This is a genomic window from Rhodococcus baikonurensis (assembly GCF_040489275.1).
GTDB lineage: Bacteria > Actinomycetota > Actinomycetes > Mycobacteriales > Mycobacteriaceae > Rhodococcus_F > Rhodococcus_F baikonurensis.
The window spans coordinates 110835-127417 of record NZ_JBEUOQ010000016.1; the positions used below are offsets into that span (position 1 = coordinate 110835).

The 16583-nt window shown below is 61.5% G+C and carries 14 protein-coding genes; 8 read left to right on the forward strand and 6 right to left on the reverse strand.

Going from position 1 to position 16583, the window contains the following annotated elements; all coding sequences use genetic code 11:
* Positions 1 to 66 precede the first annotated feature (66 nt).
* Positions 67 to 744 carry an SDR family oxidoreductase gene (locus ABWI03_RS27930; RefSeq protein ID WP_298774887.1) on the reverse strand — a complete coding sequence of 226 codons (678 nt, stop codon included), beginning with the start codon at positions 742 to 744 and terminating at the stop codon, positions 67 to 69.
* Between the two features lie 77 nt (positions 745 to 821).
* Between ABWI03_RS27930 and ABWI03_RS27935 the strand changes: the two genes are divergently transcribed.
* The 4 genes from ABWI03_RS27935 (at position 822) to ABWI03_RS27950 (ending at position 5103) form a co-directional block, all read left to right on the forward strand.
* A complete protein-coding gene (locus ABWI03_RS27935; RefSeq protein ID WP_200317116.1) occupies positions 822 to 1748 on the forward strand; it encodes a metal ABC transporter substrate-binding protein in 927 nt (308 codons plus the stop codon).
* Positions 1745 to 2476, forward strand: coding sequence for a metal ABC transporter ATP-binding protein (locus ABWI03_RS27940; RefSeq protein ID WP_298774889.1), 732 nt, complete (start codon positions 1745 to 1747; stop codon positions 2474 to 2476). The genes ABWI03_RS27935 and ABWI03_RS27940 overlap by 4 nt, the downstream gene beginning before the upstream one ends.
* Before the next feature lie 3 nt (positions 2477 to 2479).
* Entirely contained in the window at positions 2480 to 3358 is an 879-nt protein-coding gene (locus tag ABWI03_RS27945) for a metal ABC transporter permease (RefSeq protein ID WP_235170844.1), read from the forward strand.
* 149 nt (positions 3359 to 3507) lie between these two features.
* Positions 3508 to 5103: a GGDEF domain-containing protein gene (locus ABWI03_RS27950; protein WP_298774894.1), complete on the forward strand. Its 1596-nt coding sequence runs from the start codon at positions 3508 to 3510 to the stop codon at positions 5101 to 5103.
* On the opposite strand, the gene ABWI03_RS27955 is transcribed toward ABWI03_RS27950, so the two are convergent.
* Both ABWI03_RS27955 and ABWI03_RS27960 read right to left on the reverse strand, forming a co-directional pair.
* Positions 5100 to 5852: a cyclase family protein gene (locus ABWI03_RS27955; RefSeq protein WP_235172381.1), complete on the reverse strand. Its 753-nt coding sequence runs from the start codon at positions 5850 to 5852 to the stop codon at positions 5100 to 5102. The genes ABWI03_RS27950 and ABWI03_RS27955 overlap by 4 nt on opposite strands.
* A gap of 144 nt (positions 5853 to 5996) precedes the next feature.
* Positions 5997 to 6407 carry a TIGR03668 family PPOX class F420-dependent oxidoreductase gene (locus ABWI03_RS27960; protein WP_166813427.1) on the reverse strand — a complete coding sequence of 137 codons (411 nt, stop codon included), beginning with the start codon at positions 6405 to 6407 and terminating at the stop codon, positions 5997 to 5999.
* Between the two features lie 60 nt (positions 6408 to 6467).
* Between ABWI03_RS27960 and ABWI03_RS27965 the strand changes: the two genes are divergently transcribed.
* The gene (locus ABWI03_RS27965; RefSeq protein ID WP_054831839.1) at positions 6468 to 7469 is read left to right on the forward strand and encodes a PHP domain-containing protein; all 1002 of its coding nucleotides are present in this window, start codon (positions 6468 to 6470) and stop codon (positions 7467 to 7469) included.
* A 49-nt stretch (positions 7470 to 7518) separates the two neighbouring features.
* Here the strand turns inward: ABWI03_RS27965 and ABWI03_RS27970 are convergent, their stop codons facing one another.
* The 3 genes from ABWI03_RS27970 to ABWI03_RS27980 all read right to left on the reverse strand — a co-directional run bounded on the left by ABWI03_RS27970 (position 7519) and on the right by ABWI03_RS27980 (position 10697).
* Positions 7519 to 8895 carry an HNH endonuclease signature motif containing protein gene (locus ABWI03_RS27970; RefSeq protein WP_298774897.1) on the reverse strand — a complete coding sequence of 459 codons (1377 nt, stop codon included), beginning with the start codon at positions 8893 to 8895 and terminating at the stop codon, positions 7519 to 7521.
* 119 nt (positions 8896 to 9014) lie between these two features.
* Complete coding sequence (locus tag ABWI03_RS27975; RefSeq protein WP_298774928.1) at positions 9015 to 9926, reverse strand: cation efflux transmembrane domain-containing protein; 912 nt, start codon at positions 9924 to 9926, stop codon at positions 9015 to 9017.
* Positions 9927 to 9998: 72 nt separating this feature from the next.
* Positions 9999 to 10697, reverse strand: coding sequence for a haloacid dehalogenase type II (locus ABWI03_RS27980; RefSeq protein WP_296556348.1), 699 nt, complete (start codon positions 10695 to 10697; stop codon positions 9999 to 10001).
* A gap of 110 nt (positions 10698 to 10807) precedes the next feature.
* Between ABWI03_RS27980 and ggh the strand changes: the two genes are divergently transcribed.
* The 3 genes from ggh to ABWI03_RS27995 all read left to right on the forward strand — a co-directional run.
* Positions 10808 to 12145 (forward strand): glucosylglycerate hydrolase, encoded by a 1338-nt coding sequence (gene ggh, locus ABWI03_RS27985; RefSeq protein ID WP_214889035.1) that lies wholly within the window; start codon positions 10808 to 10810, stop codon positions 12143 to 12145.
* Between the two features lie 107 nt (positions 12146 to 12252).
* A complete protein-coding gene (locus ABWI03_RS27990) occupies positions 12253 to 12948 on the forward strand; it encodes a glycoside hydrolase family 25 protein (RefSeq protein ID WP_370334015.1) in 696 nt (231 codons plus the stop codon).
* A 976-nt stretch (positions 12949 to 13924) separates the two neighbouring features.
* The coding region (locus tag ABWI03_RS27995) for a DUF7927 domain-containing protein (protein ID WP_353799004.1) at positions 13925 to 16583 on the forward strand (2659 nt) is incomplete at its 3' end.

Sequence of the window (16583 nt, forward strand, 5' to 3'; positions counted from 1 at the left end):
CCAGTGCCCGGAAAAGCGATATCCGGATGCCCATCGTCATCATTCCGTTACCGGCGAACTGGGGATTTACCGGCCGGTAGGTCGAAGCACGATCTCCGTGGGGTGTGCGTCGGACGGTGTTTCGACGGCAGTGAGTACGGCACGCGCCACAGTGGAGGCCTTCAGGAAGCGCTCCGGGTCGTACTCGTCGCCCTCACCGGCGACGATGTCGCGCTGCATGTCGGTGTCGATCCGACCGGGGTGAATGGAGGTGACCCGCAAGGACGGCTCTTCCAGGCGCAGTGCGTCTCCGAAAGCGTGCAGGGCGAACTTGCTGGCCGCGTACGAGCCCCAGCCGGCGTTGGCGCGCAGTCCGGCACCGGAATTGATCAGTACGACGTGGCCACCGGCTGCCCTGAGGGCAGGAAGGAGGACACGAGTGAGTTCGGCGACGGCGATGACGTTTGCCTCGAGGGTGCGTCGCCACTGATCGACCGAGGATTCCTCGATGGTTCCGATGTCGGCCACGCCGGCGTTGTGTACCAGCACGTCGAGCGTCGTGATGGACGAGGCGGCGGCCGCGACGGCGTCGTAGTCCGTGAGGTCGAGGGGTAAGGGCGTCGACCCGGGCAGTTCGGCGCAGATCGGCTCGAGGGCGTGCGCGGATCGTGCACCGAGCAGCAGGTCGTGGGTCGGTGCCAGCTCGCGTGCGATGGCAGCTCCGAGGCCGCGACTGGAACCGGTGATCAAGGCAGTAGGACGCATGGTTCGAGCCTATCGAGTGAAGAATGTTCGGCCTGACGAACTTGTGTATTTGTTTACCCACATATTAGAGTTCGATCATGACGACTCGCGACGCGAAGAATTTCCGCCGCCTGGGAATTGCTGCCCTCGCCGCCCTGCTTCTTTCCAGCTGTTCGGCAATGAATTCCGCTTCCGACGACGGCCGCCCGGTAGTGCTCACCACGTTCACCGTGCTCTCGGACATCGCCCAGAACGTCGCGGGCGATCATCTGCGCGTCGAGTCGATCACCAAGGCGGGAGCGGAGATTCACGGTTACGAGCCGACACCCGGCGACATTCGCCGGGCCAACGAAGCCGATCTGATCCTCGACAACGGCATGAACCTCGAAGCATGGTTCGCCAAGTTCGTCGACGGACTGGATGTGCCACACGTCGTGGTCAGCGATGGTGTCGAAGGCATTCCGATCGCCGGCGACGCCTATGCGGGCAAGCCGAATCCGCATGCGTGGATGTCTCCGTTGAATACGCAGATCTACGTCGACAACATGGTGACTGCTTTCAGTGACCTCGACCCGGACAACGCCTCGGCATTTGCGGAGAACGGCGCGAAGTACAAAGCGGAACTACAAGCAGTGCAGGACGGCCTGGTCAGTGGCCTGGCGGTATTGCCTGCAGGTCAGCGTGCACTCGTCAGTTGCGAGGGTGCGTTCTCCTATCTGGCCAGGGACGCAGGACTCGGCGAGGCGTACATCTGGCCGGTCAACGCCGAGCAGCAGGCGACGCCGCAGCAGATCATCGCGGCTATCGACTTCGTCCGGGCCAATTCCGTTCCCGCAGTCTTCTGCGAGTCGACGGTCTCGGATGCTCCCATGCAGCAGGTCGTCGGGGCGACCGGAGCGAAATTCGGTGGAACGTTGTACGTCGACTCGCTGTCCGAAGCCGACGGTCCCGTGCCCACCTACCTGGACATGATTCGCCACGACACCGACGTCATTCTCGGCGGCCTCACTGGCGGCAAATCATGAACGAAGCCATTCGCGTCGAAAACGTCAGCGTTCACTACGGCGAGGTCCATGCCCTGGACCATGTCGATCTGACATTGAATTCCGGAAGCGTCTGCGGACTGATCGGAATGAACGGTTCAGGCAAGTCGACCCTGTTCAAGGTGATCATGGGAATGATCAAGCCGGACAACGGCTCTGTGAGAATCGCGGGTCTCGACGCAGCCGCTGCGGGCAAGGGTGGCCGCGTCGGATACGTGCCGCAGAGTGAAGACGTCGACTGGACCTTCCCGATCAGCGTCCGTGACGTCGTGATGATGGGCAGGTACGGCCATCTCGGGTTCTTGCGGCGTCCACGACGTGCAGATCGCGAGGCGGTGGCCGCGGCACTGGAGCGGGTGGAGCTCACGGAGTTCGCGGATCGCCAGATCGGACAGCTCTCGGGTGGTCAGAAGAAGCGCGCCTTCGTGGCACGCGGTATCGCGCAGGACGCGTCGATACTGTTGCTGGACGAACCGTTCGCGGGCGTTGACAAGCGTTCCGAGGCAACGATTTCGACGCTGCTACGAGAGTTGGCCGCCGACGGCCGATCGATCTTGGTCTCGACCCACGATCTTCACGCGGTGCCGAAACTCTGCGACGAGGCGGTACTGCTCATGCGCAAGGTTCTGGTGCATTCCGACCCGGACACCGTGCTTCAACCGGAAAACCTCGCCCTGGCTTTCGGCCTCGACGTGATGGACAGGACCTGATCGATGAACATCGTAGAACTGCTCCTCGACCCTCTCCAGTACGGATTCATGGTGCGCGCGTTGGCCGTTGCCGTTGTGGCGGCGGTTGTCTGCGCGGTGCTCAGTTGTTGGTTGGTGCTCATCGGGTGGTCACTGATGGGCGATGCCGTCTCGCACGCCGTCCTGCCCGGTGTTGTCCTCGCCTACGTCGTCGGCGCTCCATTTGCCATAGGGGCCTTGATCTTCGGGTTGATCGCCGTCGCACTGATCGGGCTGATCCGTAACACCAGCCGCGTCAAGGAAGACGCCGCGATCGGTATCGTCTTCACGACTCTTTTCGCGTTCGGTTTGGTTCTCATCTCGGTGACCCCAAGCCAGACCGATCTCAACCACATCATTTTCGGCAACCTGCTGGGGGTGAGTTCGTCCGATCTTCTGCAGGTCGCGATACTCGGCGCGTTGGCGTTGAGCATTCTGTTGATCAAGCGTCGTGATCTGACGTTGTTCGCTTTCGACCCGGTCCATGCCAACGCGATCGGTCTCTCGCCCAAACGTCTCGGTGCCTTACTCCTCGGGGTTCTCGCACTCACCTCGGTAGTGGCGCTGCAAGCTGTCGGAGTTGTGCTGGTGGTGGCGATGCTGATCATCCCCGGGGCGACGGCCTACCTTCTCACCGACAAGTTCTCACGGATGCTGGTGACAGCTCCCGTCATCTCCGCAATCTGCGCGATTACCGGTATCTACGTCAGCTACTACCTCGACACAGCTTCCGGGGGCATGGTCGTGATGACGCAGGGCATCGTGTTCGCCCTGGTGTACCTGTTCAGCCCGTCGCAGGGGGTCATTGCGAAGTGGACTTCGCAGCGGCGTAGGGCCCGAACGGAGTACAGCGCCGTGGCCTAACGGACGGTCTTGATCGTTCGTCCAGTTAACAATCCGCTACCAAATCGGGTAGGTTCGTACGGGCATTCGTCACCACAACCATGCCGGCCGCAACGAAGCCGGCTGAAAGACAATCGGTGGTGACGCCTTGAACACCGATGGGTCCTTCGATGACGCAGTTCCGAGCACGACGCACGTGGCTGGTTCTCGGCGTCGTCGTCGCGGTCATCGCCCTCGCCGGATCCGGACTGCTCAGCCCACGAACTTCGGTTCTGGTGGACGATATCGCCCAGATCGTCGGCGGCGCCACCGCGACTGCGGTCTGTTGGTGGACGTCGCGGCGCCATCACGGAGTCGAGCGTCGCTGGCGAACTCTGATGGCTCTCGGTATGGCCGGCTGGACCCTCGGCATGTTCTTCTGGGCGTTCTACCGCTCGGTTCTCCACGTACCACTACCGTCGCCGTCGATCGCGGACATCGGATTCTTCATGTTCCCGGTGTTTGCCGTGCCGGCGCTTCTGTCGCTGGTACGCCAGTCGCCCCGGCGTGAGGCGATCGGTCCGATCCATCTGTGGCTGGTGCTGACGCTCGACGGTCTTGTCGTGGTCGGTGGGTTGTTCATCCTCACGTGGACGACTGCCCTCGGCGCCGTCGTTCACACCGGTCCTACGGGGTCTCTCGGGTTTCTCGTCGCGGTGATGTACCCGATCACCGACTTCGTTCTGATCGCGATGGTCTTGCTGATGGTCATCGGACCCAAGGCCGTTGCCGAGATTCGCGTACCGCTGACGTTCCTCGGGTGCGGGTTGGTAATGCTCTCCCTGTCGGACAGCGTGTACGCGTACTTGGTGGCGATCGGCGCCGAGAGTATGCCGACCATCGCCGACGCCGGGTTCATCGCCGGGCCGCCGTTGATCGCGCTGGCGGCACTGGCCGAACGAGCCGAGCCCCGACCGCGCACAGCCCTACAACCTTGGCGAAGCGATCGGACTCAATTGCTGCTGCCGTATCTCTTGATCGCGGTCATCGCGACGATCGTGACGGTGCAGGCACTCATCGTCGGCAACCTCGATGCCGTGGTCGTGATACTCGGTGTCGTCGTGCTGGTTCTCGCGCTGGTGCGCCAAATACTCACGCTCCTCGAGAACGACGCGCTCCTCCAACAGATCTCCGCTGCCCAGGACGAGCTCCGGTACCGAGCGCATCACGACCCGCTCACCGAGCTCGCCAACCGGGCCGCGTTCGACGAACACTTCGCGAGCGCCATCGAAAACTACCGCCTGACGAACTCCGATTGGGTGCTGATGCTCGTTGATCTGGACGATTTCAAGCAGGTCAACGATCGATACGGGCATCCGGCCGGCGATCGTGTACTGGTTGCTCTCACTGCGCGTTTGCGCGAAGCGGTTCCCGAAAGTGCGTTTGTCGCTCGATTCGGAGGCGACGAGTTCACTGTGCTCCTGCAGGGCCCGCTCGACGATGCCGTCGTCGTCGCTCGCAGGATCGTCGACGCCCTCAGCAGCGATGGGATTGGCGGCGAGAAATCGGTGTCGGTGGGTGCGAGCGTCGGTGTAGCGGGATTCGGGTCCGTGCAGTTCGAGTCGGCGCAGCTCGAGTCGGCGCAGTTCGGGTCCGCGCAGTTCGACTCTGCGGATGAGCCGCTCAGCGCGCACACTCTGCTTCGCCGAGCAGATGCGGCGATGTACGAGGCGAAGAGAAGTGGGAAGGGCGCTGTCGTCGTCTACCGAGATCGCCGCGAAGCCTAACGCCGCAGGAGAGCGAAGATCGTTGCCGGCGAACCAGATCCGGCCCTGTTGATGGCGCTACCGACGAGGATGCTCGCCCCGGTGGTCGGCAGGGCGGCAAGATTGTTCAGGTTCTCCAGGCTGATTCGACGCTTGTCGTACAGGAGCGTCGAGACGGGGTAGGTTTCGTCGTTTCCGAGGTCGGGACCGAAGGTGTCGGTTCCCAATGCGCCACGCGTGCCCAGGCGCCCGGTGTCTATCAGCCACTGCGCCGCGTCCACCGAGAAGCCGGGTTGGTGGGTGACACCCTCGGCGTCGGAGTTGGCATATTCTTCGCTACCCCAGCGCGATTCCCATCCGGTCCAGAGGACTACGGCCGCTCCATCGGGAATCTTGCCGTTACGCGTCTCCCACTCCTCAATGTCTGTGACGGTGAGGGCGTAGTCGGAATCGGCGGCAGCCTTGTCCCGGATGTCGATCTTCACTGCGGGTAGGAAGAGGTCGGCCGGATCGAGTTGGTCGGCGGTGAGTCCACCTTCCTGAAAGTGCGCGGGCGCGCCCCAATGCGTACCCGTGTGTTCACCTTCCTTGACGTACTGGAGGTAGTAGCCGTCGTCGGCAATGGTTGCCGCCGTGTCGAGAGTGAACTCGGGATCGCCGGGAAAAATCGGCGTCGACGCTGGGTCGTTCACGTGTGAGAGCGAAACAACCGACAAGAGCTCGTTCAACGGGGTTGTTGCGTCTTGACTGCTTCCGGAACTGCTACCCATGTCGATCACCTGAGGTCCCGCTACCAGCGCCAGGCCTGTGGCTGCGCGCTGAAGTAACTGCCGTCGTTTCATCGATCCCCCGCCAAATTGTCCGAATTGAGAGTGTTGCAATCACTTTCGCTCCTTGAACACTAGGACAGAACCTTAGGCTGCTGCGGACCATGACGACCACTCCACATCGCGAACAGCTATCACCTGTCCGTGCGGTCGGTGATCCACGTACTGCGGATACTTCGCGGCCAAAGCATCGATTGCACTCTCGGACTCCTTGGTGCCGGGGTCGAGGACCTCTGCGCGGCCGTCGACGCGGACCCACCAGAGGGCGGACCAGTCGTCGTCGTAATGATCGACCAGCAGGCTCGCACGCCCCGTCTCGGTGATGTTCCGGAGCCGGCGAAGAGCGGTCGTGGTTTTCGGCTTGTGGTCGACGCAGGAATAGACGGTATCGCCGAGTAGGGCGAATACGAGCGGCACAATGTGCGGAACGCCGGCTGCGTCAGCCGTCGCCAGGTGAGCCACCCGCGCGGCTTCGAATCGTGCTCTCGGATCGTCCATAACCACAGCGTAAGTGGATCAAGGGTTGCCGCAAGCCGCCGCTGACGGAACAGTGGTCTCATGGAACCGGATGAAGCGCTTCGGGAGATCGCCTACTGGCTCGAACGATCACGCGCCGAAACGCACCGCGTCAAGGCCTATCGGCGAGCTGCGGAGGTCTTTGCGGGATTGTCGGACGAGCAGAAGGAGTCTCGCCGGAAATCCGACAGTTGGAAGGCTCTCACCGGCATCGGGCCCAAAACTGCAATGATCATCGCCCAGTCGTACGACGGCGTCCCCGAGTATCTCGAGGAACTGCGGGGGCAGGCTGAGCCCATCGGCGACAGCCCATTGCGACAAGCCCTGCGCGGCGACCTCCACACACACTCCGACTGGTCCGACGGTGGCAGCCCCATCGAAGAGATGATGCGACGCGCAGCAGCACTGGGCCATGACTACTGCGCTCTGACTGACCATTCGCCTCGGCTGACTGTCGCCAACGGGCTGTCCGCGGAGCGCCTACGTTCTCAACTCGACGTCATTGCAGGGTTGAACGCCGAGCTGGCCCCCTTCCGCATCCTCACTGGAATCGAAGTGGACATTCTCGAAGACGGTTCACTCGACCAAGATCCCGATCTACTCGACGAACTCGACATCGTGGTGGCGAGCGTGCACTCGAAGCTGCGGTCCGAACGTGAGGCGATGACCCGCAGAATGCTTGCTGCAGTGCGAAACCCGCGTGTCGACATTCTCGGACACTGCACCGGGCGTCTTGTCGAGGGTGCTCGCGGAACCAGGCCCGAGTCGCAGTTCGACGCGGAGAAAGTGTTCGAGGCCTGCCGCGAATCAGGCACCGCCGTCGAGATCAACTCCAGACCGGAGCGTCGTGACCCGCCTTCGCGTTTGATCGAGTTGGCCCGCGATCTCGATTGTCTCTTCTCCATCGATACCGACGCCCATGCCCCCGGTCAGCTGGCCTGGCAGGGCTACGGCTGTGACCGGGCCGAAAAGTGCGGTGTCGAAGCGGATCGGGTGATCAATACCTGGACCGCCGAAGATCTTTTGGAGTGGGCGGGCAATTGAGAGCATGCCGGAATGGGTCACCGGGGCGTTTGCTCGGTGACCTCCGGGTTCAGCGCCGGGTGGTGGAGCGGCGGGATTTTTGGTCGGGGTCGATGCCTGGTGGGGGGATGAACCAGGGCAGGTGATCGGCGCCTATCCGGATTTCCCATTGCCCGGTGAATCCGGGTTTTCGGTGCATCAGGGTGTGGTGGGTTCGGCAGAGCAGGACCAGGTTGTCCATGACGGTTGGTCCTCCTTTGGCCCAGTGTTTGATGTGGTGGGCGTCGGTCCAGGCGGGGACGCAGTCACAGCCGGGGAAGGCGCATCCTTTGTCGCGGGCGATCAGGGCGGTTCGTTGTGCCGCGGTGACAAGCCTTTTGAGTGGGGTGACGTCGAGTGGGGCGCCGTTTTCGTCGAGGAGGACGGCGCCGAGCATGCAGTCGCAGGCGATCATGCGGGTGCGGCCGATGCTCAGTGGTCCCATCCAGGGCATGTGGCCGACATCGAGATCTTGTTTGCCGGGATCGGGAATGTCGAGATCCAGCATGCCGGGATCGTCGTCCTCGGCCGGGCCAGGTGTTGAGCCGTCACCTGTTGTGGTGCCGGCGACCGCGGCGCATTCGCGGTGGTAGGCGAGGTCTTTGGCGTTGATGTGCACGTTCAGGTGTGGGCGTTGGCCGCCGTCGATGCCGGTGGCGGCGTTGTCGAGGTAGCGGCGGATGAGCTCTGCCATGGCGTCTGCGTTGCGTGTGGCGGCGGATCGTTTGTCGGGTGTGCCGTCTGTGGCGGGGGTGGGTATCGAGAGGTGGGAGAGGGCGGAGAGAAGCATTTCTCCGGTCACGCCGTCGAAATCGCCTCGGACGGCGACTCTTCCGTTGAGGGTCGCGGAGATGCGTAGTTCGTTGCGGTCGGTGTCTTCGCTTGGTGGTATGTCGTCGGATTCGAACATGTGCTCGAGGACGCTGATGGCGTAGCGCAGTTTGACCGTTGTTGCTTCGACGCCGGATGCTGCGGCGAGGAGTGTGTCGCGGCAGTACGGTAGCGCGGCGTCGGGCATTCCTTTGGGTGGGGATTCACAGAACGCCACGATCAGTGCTGCGTGTTCGAAAGTAAGGTCGCCGGAGTCGAATTGGTCTTCGATCTCAGGGAACGAGCGGAGGGCTTTTCCCAGGGCCGCGATTCTTCTGCCGGCGGGGATTTGCAGCATGGTGTGGTTCGCGAGCCACTGTCCGGTGCCGCGGTAGCAGAGTACTTGTTCGTCCGGGTTCAACGTCAGGGTGTCGACGGCGGCTACTCGAATAGCTTCCAGGCGAAGGATTTCCGCTGATGCGGTGATGGCGATCTCGCGGACGTCGGTGGGGTGCAGCCGCCACAGTCGGGCGCGCACACCCACGGCGGAGCTGTTGACCACGTCGGTGACAGCGTCGTCGGTGATGCTGATCGTCATGAGAACCCCCCGTTCTATCTCCCATCATACTCGAACAAACTTTCGAGTCAAGGATTTTTTCGGGAAGGCGAGCCGGGTCCGGTCTTCGTGATTGTGTTGTTCGAGAGTAGATTCCGTCGTTAGAGCATCAGTGACGGATCTGTAGTCAGTTCGATGTTCAGCCATGGTTCGTAGGGAAGGTCGGCGAGGCTGGTGGCGAACGAGCGTCGTACTGCGTCTTCACCGTCGATGTCCCAGGTGTGTGGCGCGACCATGAACGTCGCTTCGATATACAGCTTGCGGCCCACCTTGCTCATGGTGAGAGTCGGTTCGTCCAAACCGAATTCGTCGCGGACGGCAGTGATGGCTTCGTGCACGCGGGCCTGAACGTTCTCGCCGGGAGCACCTTCGAGGAGTTCGATCAGTGCGGTTCGCAGAAGTGCGTACGGTTGTGGGACCAACATCGCGCAGCCGAGGAGAACCAAGACGGAGTCGACGTAGCGGTCTGCGTCGGAGAAATCGGTGCGGCCCAGGATCATTGCGACGACAGCACCTACTGCGACCAGCGCACTGAATGCAGCCGACGCTCCCCACTGCCTGGCTTCGGCGACGAGTAGATCGGACGTGCGGTCGACTTGCCCGACGTAGCGCCAGATGATGATCGACACCACTGCGCTGACAGCGCCGTATGCCACCAATGATCCGGCAGTGACGTCGGCTCCTCCCGCGAGGATGACCCGTACCGCCTCGACGGCGGCGTAGGCGAGCGTCGCCAGTAGTGCCATGCCCTGGACGGCGATGACTACCGGGATCAATGCCTCTTTGCCGAAGGGGAAGCGTGCGGTGGGGCCCGAGTCGGCTATCCGTGAAACCCGCAGTGACAGCGCCGTCAACACCATTCCGATGAGGGCGTACACACCGTCGAGCAGGATCACCTGGGACTGCGAGATCCAGCCCCAGAATGCGGCGAGCACAGCCAACGCGGTTGCGACCACGAGCGAGTACCGCAGGGCCGTGCGTTCGCGGGTAGCGCTGTCTTCCCTGGAGCCCATGAATTTCAAACCGCCTGTCCGTTTCGATATTCCTTCACGTAGGAATACCAGCAACGACGCGCAGGCACGGCATCAGTGGACCAATTGCGCTGCCAGATCCAGAAAGTCGTCGGCGTTGATGTCGAACTCGTCGGAATAGGTCACGTCGGGATTTCCCTTTGCTCCGAATTCGAGCGGTCGGGCTATGAAGGCGGTGCGAAATCCGAGAGCCTTGGCTGCCCGTATGTCGTATTTGTGGCTGGCAACCATCATGATCTCGGCCGGGTCGTATCCGAGGTACCGAGCGGCAAGGTGGTAGATCTTCGGGTCCGGTTTGAAGACACCGGCCATTTCGGCAGTGAAGACGGCATGCCAGGGCAGGTTTCCGTGGCGCGAGATGCTGACCGCTGCGTTCACGTCGGCGTTGGACAAGGCAGCGATTGTGTACTGCTGGCGCAGGGTTGTCAGGCCGGCGACAGTGTCGGGCCACGGGTCCAGGAATTTCCAGGCGGTGGTGAGCTCTTCCTGTTCGGCATCGGAAAGCTCGATGCTCTCGCGGGCCAATAGCTTGCGCAGAGCCTCGCGGTACACCGAATGTACTGTCACCCATTCGCCTGAAGCGTTGTCGACCTCAGAGGTGTTCGCGAAGTACTCAGCGCGCCAGAGATTGACGAATCTTGGCCAGTCGACGTCGACGTCGGTGATTCGACGGGCCTCTCGGCACAGTGTGCTGTGAAAATCGGTCGCTGTGCCCTGGACGTCGAACAGCAGTGCTTTGATCTTCTCGCGCACTAGGCCTCCATTCCGAGATCGCCTGACGGACTTCCCACATTATTGCGGTTACGGCGCCCGGTTCGTGCTCGATGAGCGCAAAGGCGCCGCGCGTCGCAAAATAGACATCTATGGCCGACCGCGGATTTACCCCGACTCAGCTCGCCGCCCGAGCTGCCTACCTGCTGCGCGGAAACGACCTGGGCACGATGACCAGCGCTGCCCCGAAGCTGTATCCCCACATGTGGAGCTGGGACGCCGCGTTCGTCGCGGTAGGTTTGGCGCCGCTCAGCGTCGAACGGGCGGTAGTAGAGCTCGATACCTTGCTCTCGGCTCAATGGAAGAACGGAATGATTCCGCACATCGTGTTCGCGAACGGTGTCGACGGCTACTTCCCCGGCCCGACGCGCTGGGATGTCAATGCGTTGGCAGCTCATGCTCCGTTGGGTACCGCTACATCGGGAATCACCCAACCCCCTGTTCACGCGATCGCGGTGCAGCGGATTCTCGATCATTCGCGTCGGCACGGACGTACGACGCGTGCGGTCGCGGAAGAGTTCCTGGACCGGCGCTGGAGCGATCTGGTTCGGTGGCACCGGTGGTTGGCGGAGGCCCGCGATCTCGACGGCAACGGCCGCATCGCGCTTTATCACGGGTGGGAATCGGGGATGGACAACTCTCCGCGATGGGATCTGGCGTACGCGAATGTTGTTGCGGGACAAGTGCCTGCGTATCAGCGCGCAGATCTCGCGGTGGTGACCGACTTGTCTCAGCGACCCAAGGATCACGAATACGACCGCTACCTTTGGCTTCTCGAAGAGATGAAGGCCGTGCGGTACGAGGATTCGCAGCTTGCAACGGCCATGAGTTTTGCCGTCGAGGACGTGTTTGTCAGTGCCGTCTTCTCGATGGCATGCGACGTCTTGGCAACCATCGGCGAGGAGCATTCGCGGCCGAACTCCGACGTCCGTGATCTGCGCGGTTGGGCAGATCGATTCCGGCAGGGTGTTATTGCCACCACTGATGAACGATCGGGTGCAGCAAAGGATTTCGATCTTCGAACCGGGCGATGGGTTCATACCGAGACCATCGCGATGTTTGCGCCGTTGCTGTGCGGCGGCCTGAGCCGTGATGCCGAGCGCGCTCTGTTGCGTACTTTCGAGGGGCCCAAATTCTGTGGTCACCCGGACATGCGATTTGCTGTCCCACCGTCGACGTCTCCGGTTTCCGGCGATTTCCGTCCTCGGGAGTATTGGCGTGGCCCGGTGTGGCCGGTCATCACGTGGTTGTTCTCGTGGGCGTTCGCGCGTCGGGGATGGGCCGAGCGATCACACGTCCTGCGTTCGGAGGGGTTGAGGCAGGCCAGCGACGGCACATTTGCCGAGTACTACGAGCCTTTCACCGGAGAACCGTTGGGGAGCATGCAGCAGTCGTGGACTGCGGCGGCCGTTCTCGACTGGCTCGGTTGAGTGAACATTCGCTGAATTAGCGGACAAAACGGACCAGTCAACCTTACTCTCGGGAAATGGTCGAGCGACGGATCGTCAGGACACTGGGCAAGCTCACCCCGATCGCGATGGCTGCTGCCATCGCGATCACGGCACCTGGCCTCGCCGCTGCCGACGCGCCACGTGGCCCGGACGTGTCTTCGTGGCAGCACGTGGACGGAACCGGAATCGACTGGTTCCAGGTCAAGGCGTCAGGGCACGAGTTCGCGATGGTCAAGGCCACCGAGTCGCTCAACTACGTCAATCCGTACTTCATTCAGGATTGCCTGGTCATGCGTGCTGCCGGCGTCTCGCGCGGGGCCTACCACTACGCAGACGTTCGCCAGTCCCCCGAAGCCCAGGCCGCCTTCTATTCGGCGATCGTCCTGGGTATCAACGGACCCGGTGACCTCCCGCCAGTTCTGGATCTAGAGGACGCAAAAGGACTGCCTGCCGGTCAGGTCATCGACTGGACTCATCGCTACCTGAACACCGTCCAGGCACTGACCGGGCGGCAGCCAATCATCTATACGTACCCCAACTTCTGGCGTACTCAGATGGCCAACACCACAGAGTTCAACCACTACCCGCTGTGGATCGCTGATTACAACGGCCAGAACGCACCGGGCCCGCTGCCCGGTGGTTGGTCCAACTGGACCTTCTGGCAGTACACCAGCACCGGACGCATCCCCGGGATCACCGGAAACACTGATATCAACGTCTACAGCGGAGCGCAGGGCGATTTCGATCGCTACGCCAACAGTGTGGGGTTCGGCAGCAGCTAGTTTGCGGCGGGCCTTTGGCTCCGTGGTGCCTGTTTCGGGCCCTTTCGCCCTCGAGGCATTTGTCTCGAGGCGCGTGGAGGGGCCCTTTTTGGCGCTCTTGCGATGCTTGGCTGGTTAGTCCGGTTGTTGCTCGCCAGTTACGAGAATTCTGCTCAACGGTAGCCACGGCCCCTGAATTTACGACTAGCTGGTCATGATCAGAAGATAGCCACGGCAGCTAGTGAGCAGAATCGCTCCTTCCGAAAAGCTACAAAACGGACTTGAAGTTCTGTCTGGTGCCAGGGTGGACGCCCGGTTTCGGGTCGAATGTTGCGCCTCGCAATCAAAATATCGGAGCCCCGGGGGTGCTTCGTTACCGGCAGCCGTCGCTGGGTGCGGTCTGGATCAATTCGATCAATTTCAGCGGTTTGTTCGGATGGTATTGCGCCACTCAGTGACGAGGATTCGCCTCGGGTTCAGATGGTTGTGGTGCACTCAACAGGCCTTATGCATATTGGGCATTTGTCCAGATTGGGTGCCGTACTCGACGCGGGTTTTCACCCGATCTGGCCAGCGAAAACGTCGAATTTCATCGCGTTCGGTGTCGCGACGTACTCCGGTGGGTGAATTGTCCGCTTGGACAACACCGCTTCCCTGATGTTGTCCGATCTACGAACAAAAACGGCGATCGGTCTGCTTTGTCTGACTTTCGATGGGCAAGCTCCCGGTTATCTGTTATCTTGGTCCAGATAACTGGAAGGTTGCTCTCGATTTGCACGGATTTCGAGGGCCAAGGTCCTGTTCGGGACGGCTCTTCCAACACGCAGGTGTTTCCGAAGAGGAGCTCGAATGACAGGACCGGCAACAGCGTCCGGTGTGAGGTCGATCAGCCGAAAACAGCATCGACCCGAACCAACCGATCAATCGGGAGTTCGCGCCAGCGCTCTCGCATATCCGTCCACCGAACATCGATCAGGCACATCCTGGGGAGTAAGAAATGCCTAACGACATTCCGCCGACAAGGTCGGCCTTATTCACCGCAGGGCTCCCGCCCTGGGTGCGAGCGTGGACGGTGGTGTGGACCGCCATCGCGATGATTCTCGGTATCTCCGGCGCGACGGCAGTGGTTGCGTCAGCGCAGCCGGCCGCGACGCTCGGCGGTCCCGTTCAGGCTCAGGCGCCGGCTCGCGCCGCTGTTCTTCCGGATGAACAGCCTGCAAAAGGCTGCGCATTCAGCGCCCCCGGCACCGGTCCGTTCTCGCAGAACATCTGCTGGATCGATATGTCGACGCTCGATGCGGCAACGGCTGCTTCTGCGGCAGGGCAGTCGATGGAAATCCAGCTCACCGACGGTTACAAGATCAACTTCAAGGCTTTCCTCACCGACTCGGTTGCAGGAAAGAATCACCAGGGGATCGAAACGAAGGCATTTCCCACGTTGCACTATGCAGCGTTGGGAACTTCCGCGTACACGGGTGTGCCGACGACGATCAAGCCGGCGATCTACCAGACCTCAGCCACCGCTGGTCAGTCCGGTGGAACAGTCTCGCTGAAGAACATCGTGATGACGGGGCCGAATGGCGCCGTCAACAACTACGGGCTTGTAGCAGCCGACGCCGAGTCGACAGACGCGAATATCAATACTACGAACGACCGTGAATTCCTCACTTTCAATTCGGACAAACCTCTACGGCAGATCGCACGTACCGTCGGTGACGACAGTGATCCTGCCTACCCCGGAATTCGGGCCTGTGACGGTGGGCTGACGGGTATGCCAGCCAATACCGTCCGATGCGATTCGTGGAACAACGTCAATGGCCAGGGGCGCACGCCCGGAACGCTGGTCGTTGCATCGACTGCTCCGACAAGTTTCGCAGCCACTTTCGGAAATACCGTTCAGGCCACCTCTCGTCAGGGCCTGGCGTTCGGTGTCCTTCTCTCGAAGGTCAAGATCGACAAGGACCTCACGCGCGTCACCCCCGGTGACGATTTCACGATCGGCATGAGCACCGGGCACCACGCAAACGCGGGCGCTGCCGCAGCAACCGAGATCAAGAGCACCACGACCGGTGCGACTGATACGACGGCATCGACTGGCTGGCGGACGCTCCTCGCGGATACCACGCCCACCCCTGTCACTTTCTGGGAGAAGCCAACTACCTCGGCTACCAAGACCGCGAACTATGCGACGTCATGGGATTGCCAGGTAAACGGTGTGACCCAGACACTCAGGGTCGGTGACGTCGCGCAGGCAGCACTTACGCCGGGCGACAACGTGTACTGCAAGGTCAAGAACACACCGGTTCTCGTGAAGAAGTCCTCGTCACCACCTACCGGTGAGACGGTCAATATCGGTCAAACAATCACCTACACTTTGAATTTCGAGAACCCTGGCGCTGCGCCGGCGACGATCGACTACACGGACTATCTCACCGATGTCATCGATGACGGAACTGTCGCGGTCGGGGCTGCAACCGGTGGGCTCACCGCTGCTTTGAACGGCCCCGACAAGATCAAGGTCGGCGGCACCTTGCCGGCGGGAGGCAAAGGGACAGTCACATACACCGTTACTGTCAAAGATGGCGGCAACAAGGTACTGAACAACTATCTGGTTCCCGGGACTACGAATCCTCCGACAACATGTGATCCTGCAACCAATCTCTGCACGACGCATCCCATGCCTGGTTTCACGCTGACGAAGACGGCGGATCCGGCTTCCGGTTCGACGGTTCGGGCCGGCGACACCATTACGTACACCGTCACCGGTACCAACACCGGCAAGACGGCACTGACTCCCGCGACGATCACTGACGATCTGAGTGCGGTTCTCAATAACGCTGCCGTCGTTCCTGGTTCGTTGAAGGCGATCGTCGACGGCGCTCCTGCCGCTGCTCCGACTCTGTCGGGCAGCACTTTGTCGTGGTCCGCCAATCTCCAGGCTGGTAAGTCTGTTGTCTTGACCTACCAGGTGAAGGTCAACGACGGGGTTGCCGCAGGCACTGTCCTGAACAACAAGGTCAGCGGCATTGCGAAGCCGCCGACCGGTCCGGATATCACTCCCCCTCCGGTGGAGACCAATCACTCAGTTCCCGGCTTCACCTTGGAGAAGACTGCTGATCCGATTTCCGGTTCGACTGTTCAGGCCGGCGGGTCGATCAAGTACACCGTCACCGGCACCAACACCGGCAAGACGAAGCTAGATCCCGTAGTGATCACTGATGATATGGGTGCGGTTCTCAATAACGCTGCCGTCGTTCCTGGTTCGTTGAAGGCGATCGTCGACGGTGCTCCTGCTACTGCTCCCACTTTGTCGGGCACCACCCTTTCGTGGACTGGTCTTCTCGAAGCCGGTAAGTCTGTCGTTCTCACCTACGAGGTGAAGGTCAACGACGGGGTTGCCGCAGGCACTGTCCTGAACAACAAGGTCAGCGGCATTGCGAAGCCGCCGACCGGTCCGGATATCACTCCCCCTCCGGTGGAGACCAATCACTCGGTTCCCGGTTTCACAGTCGCGAAGACTGCCGATCCGGCCTCGGGCACTGGTGTCAATGCTGGTCAGGTGATCACGTACACGGTGACGGGTTCTAACACGGGTAACACGACCCTTGATCCGGTGGTGTTGACCGATGATCTGTCGAAGGTTCTCGACAACGCGG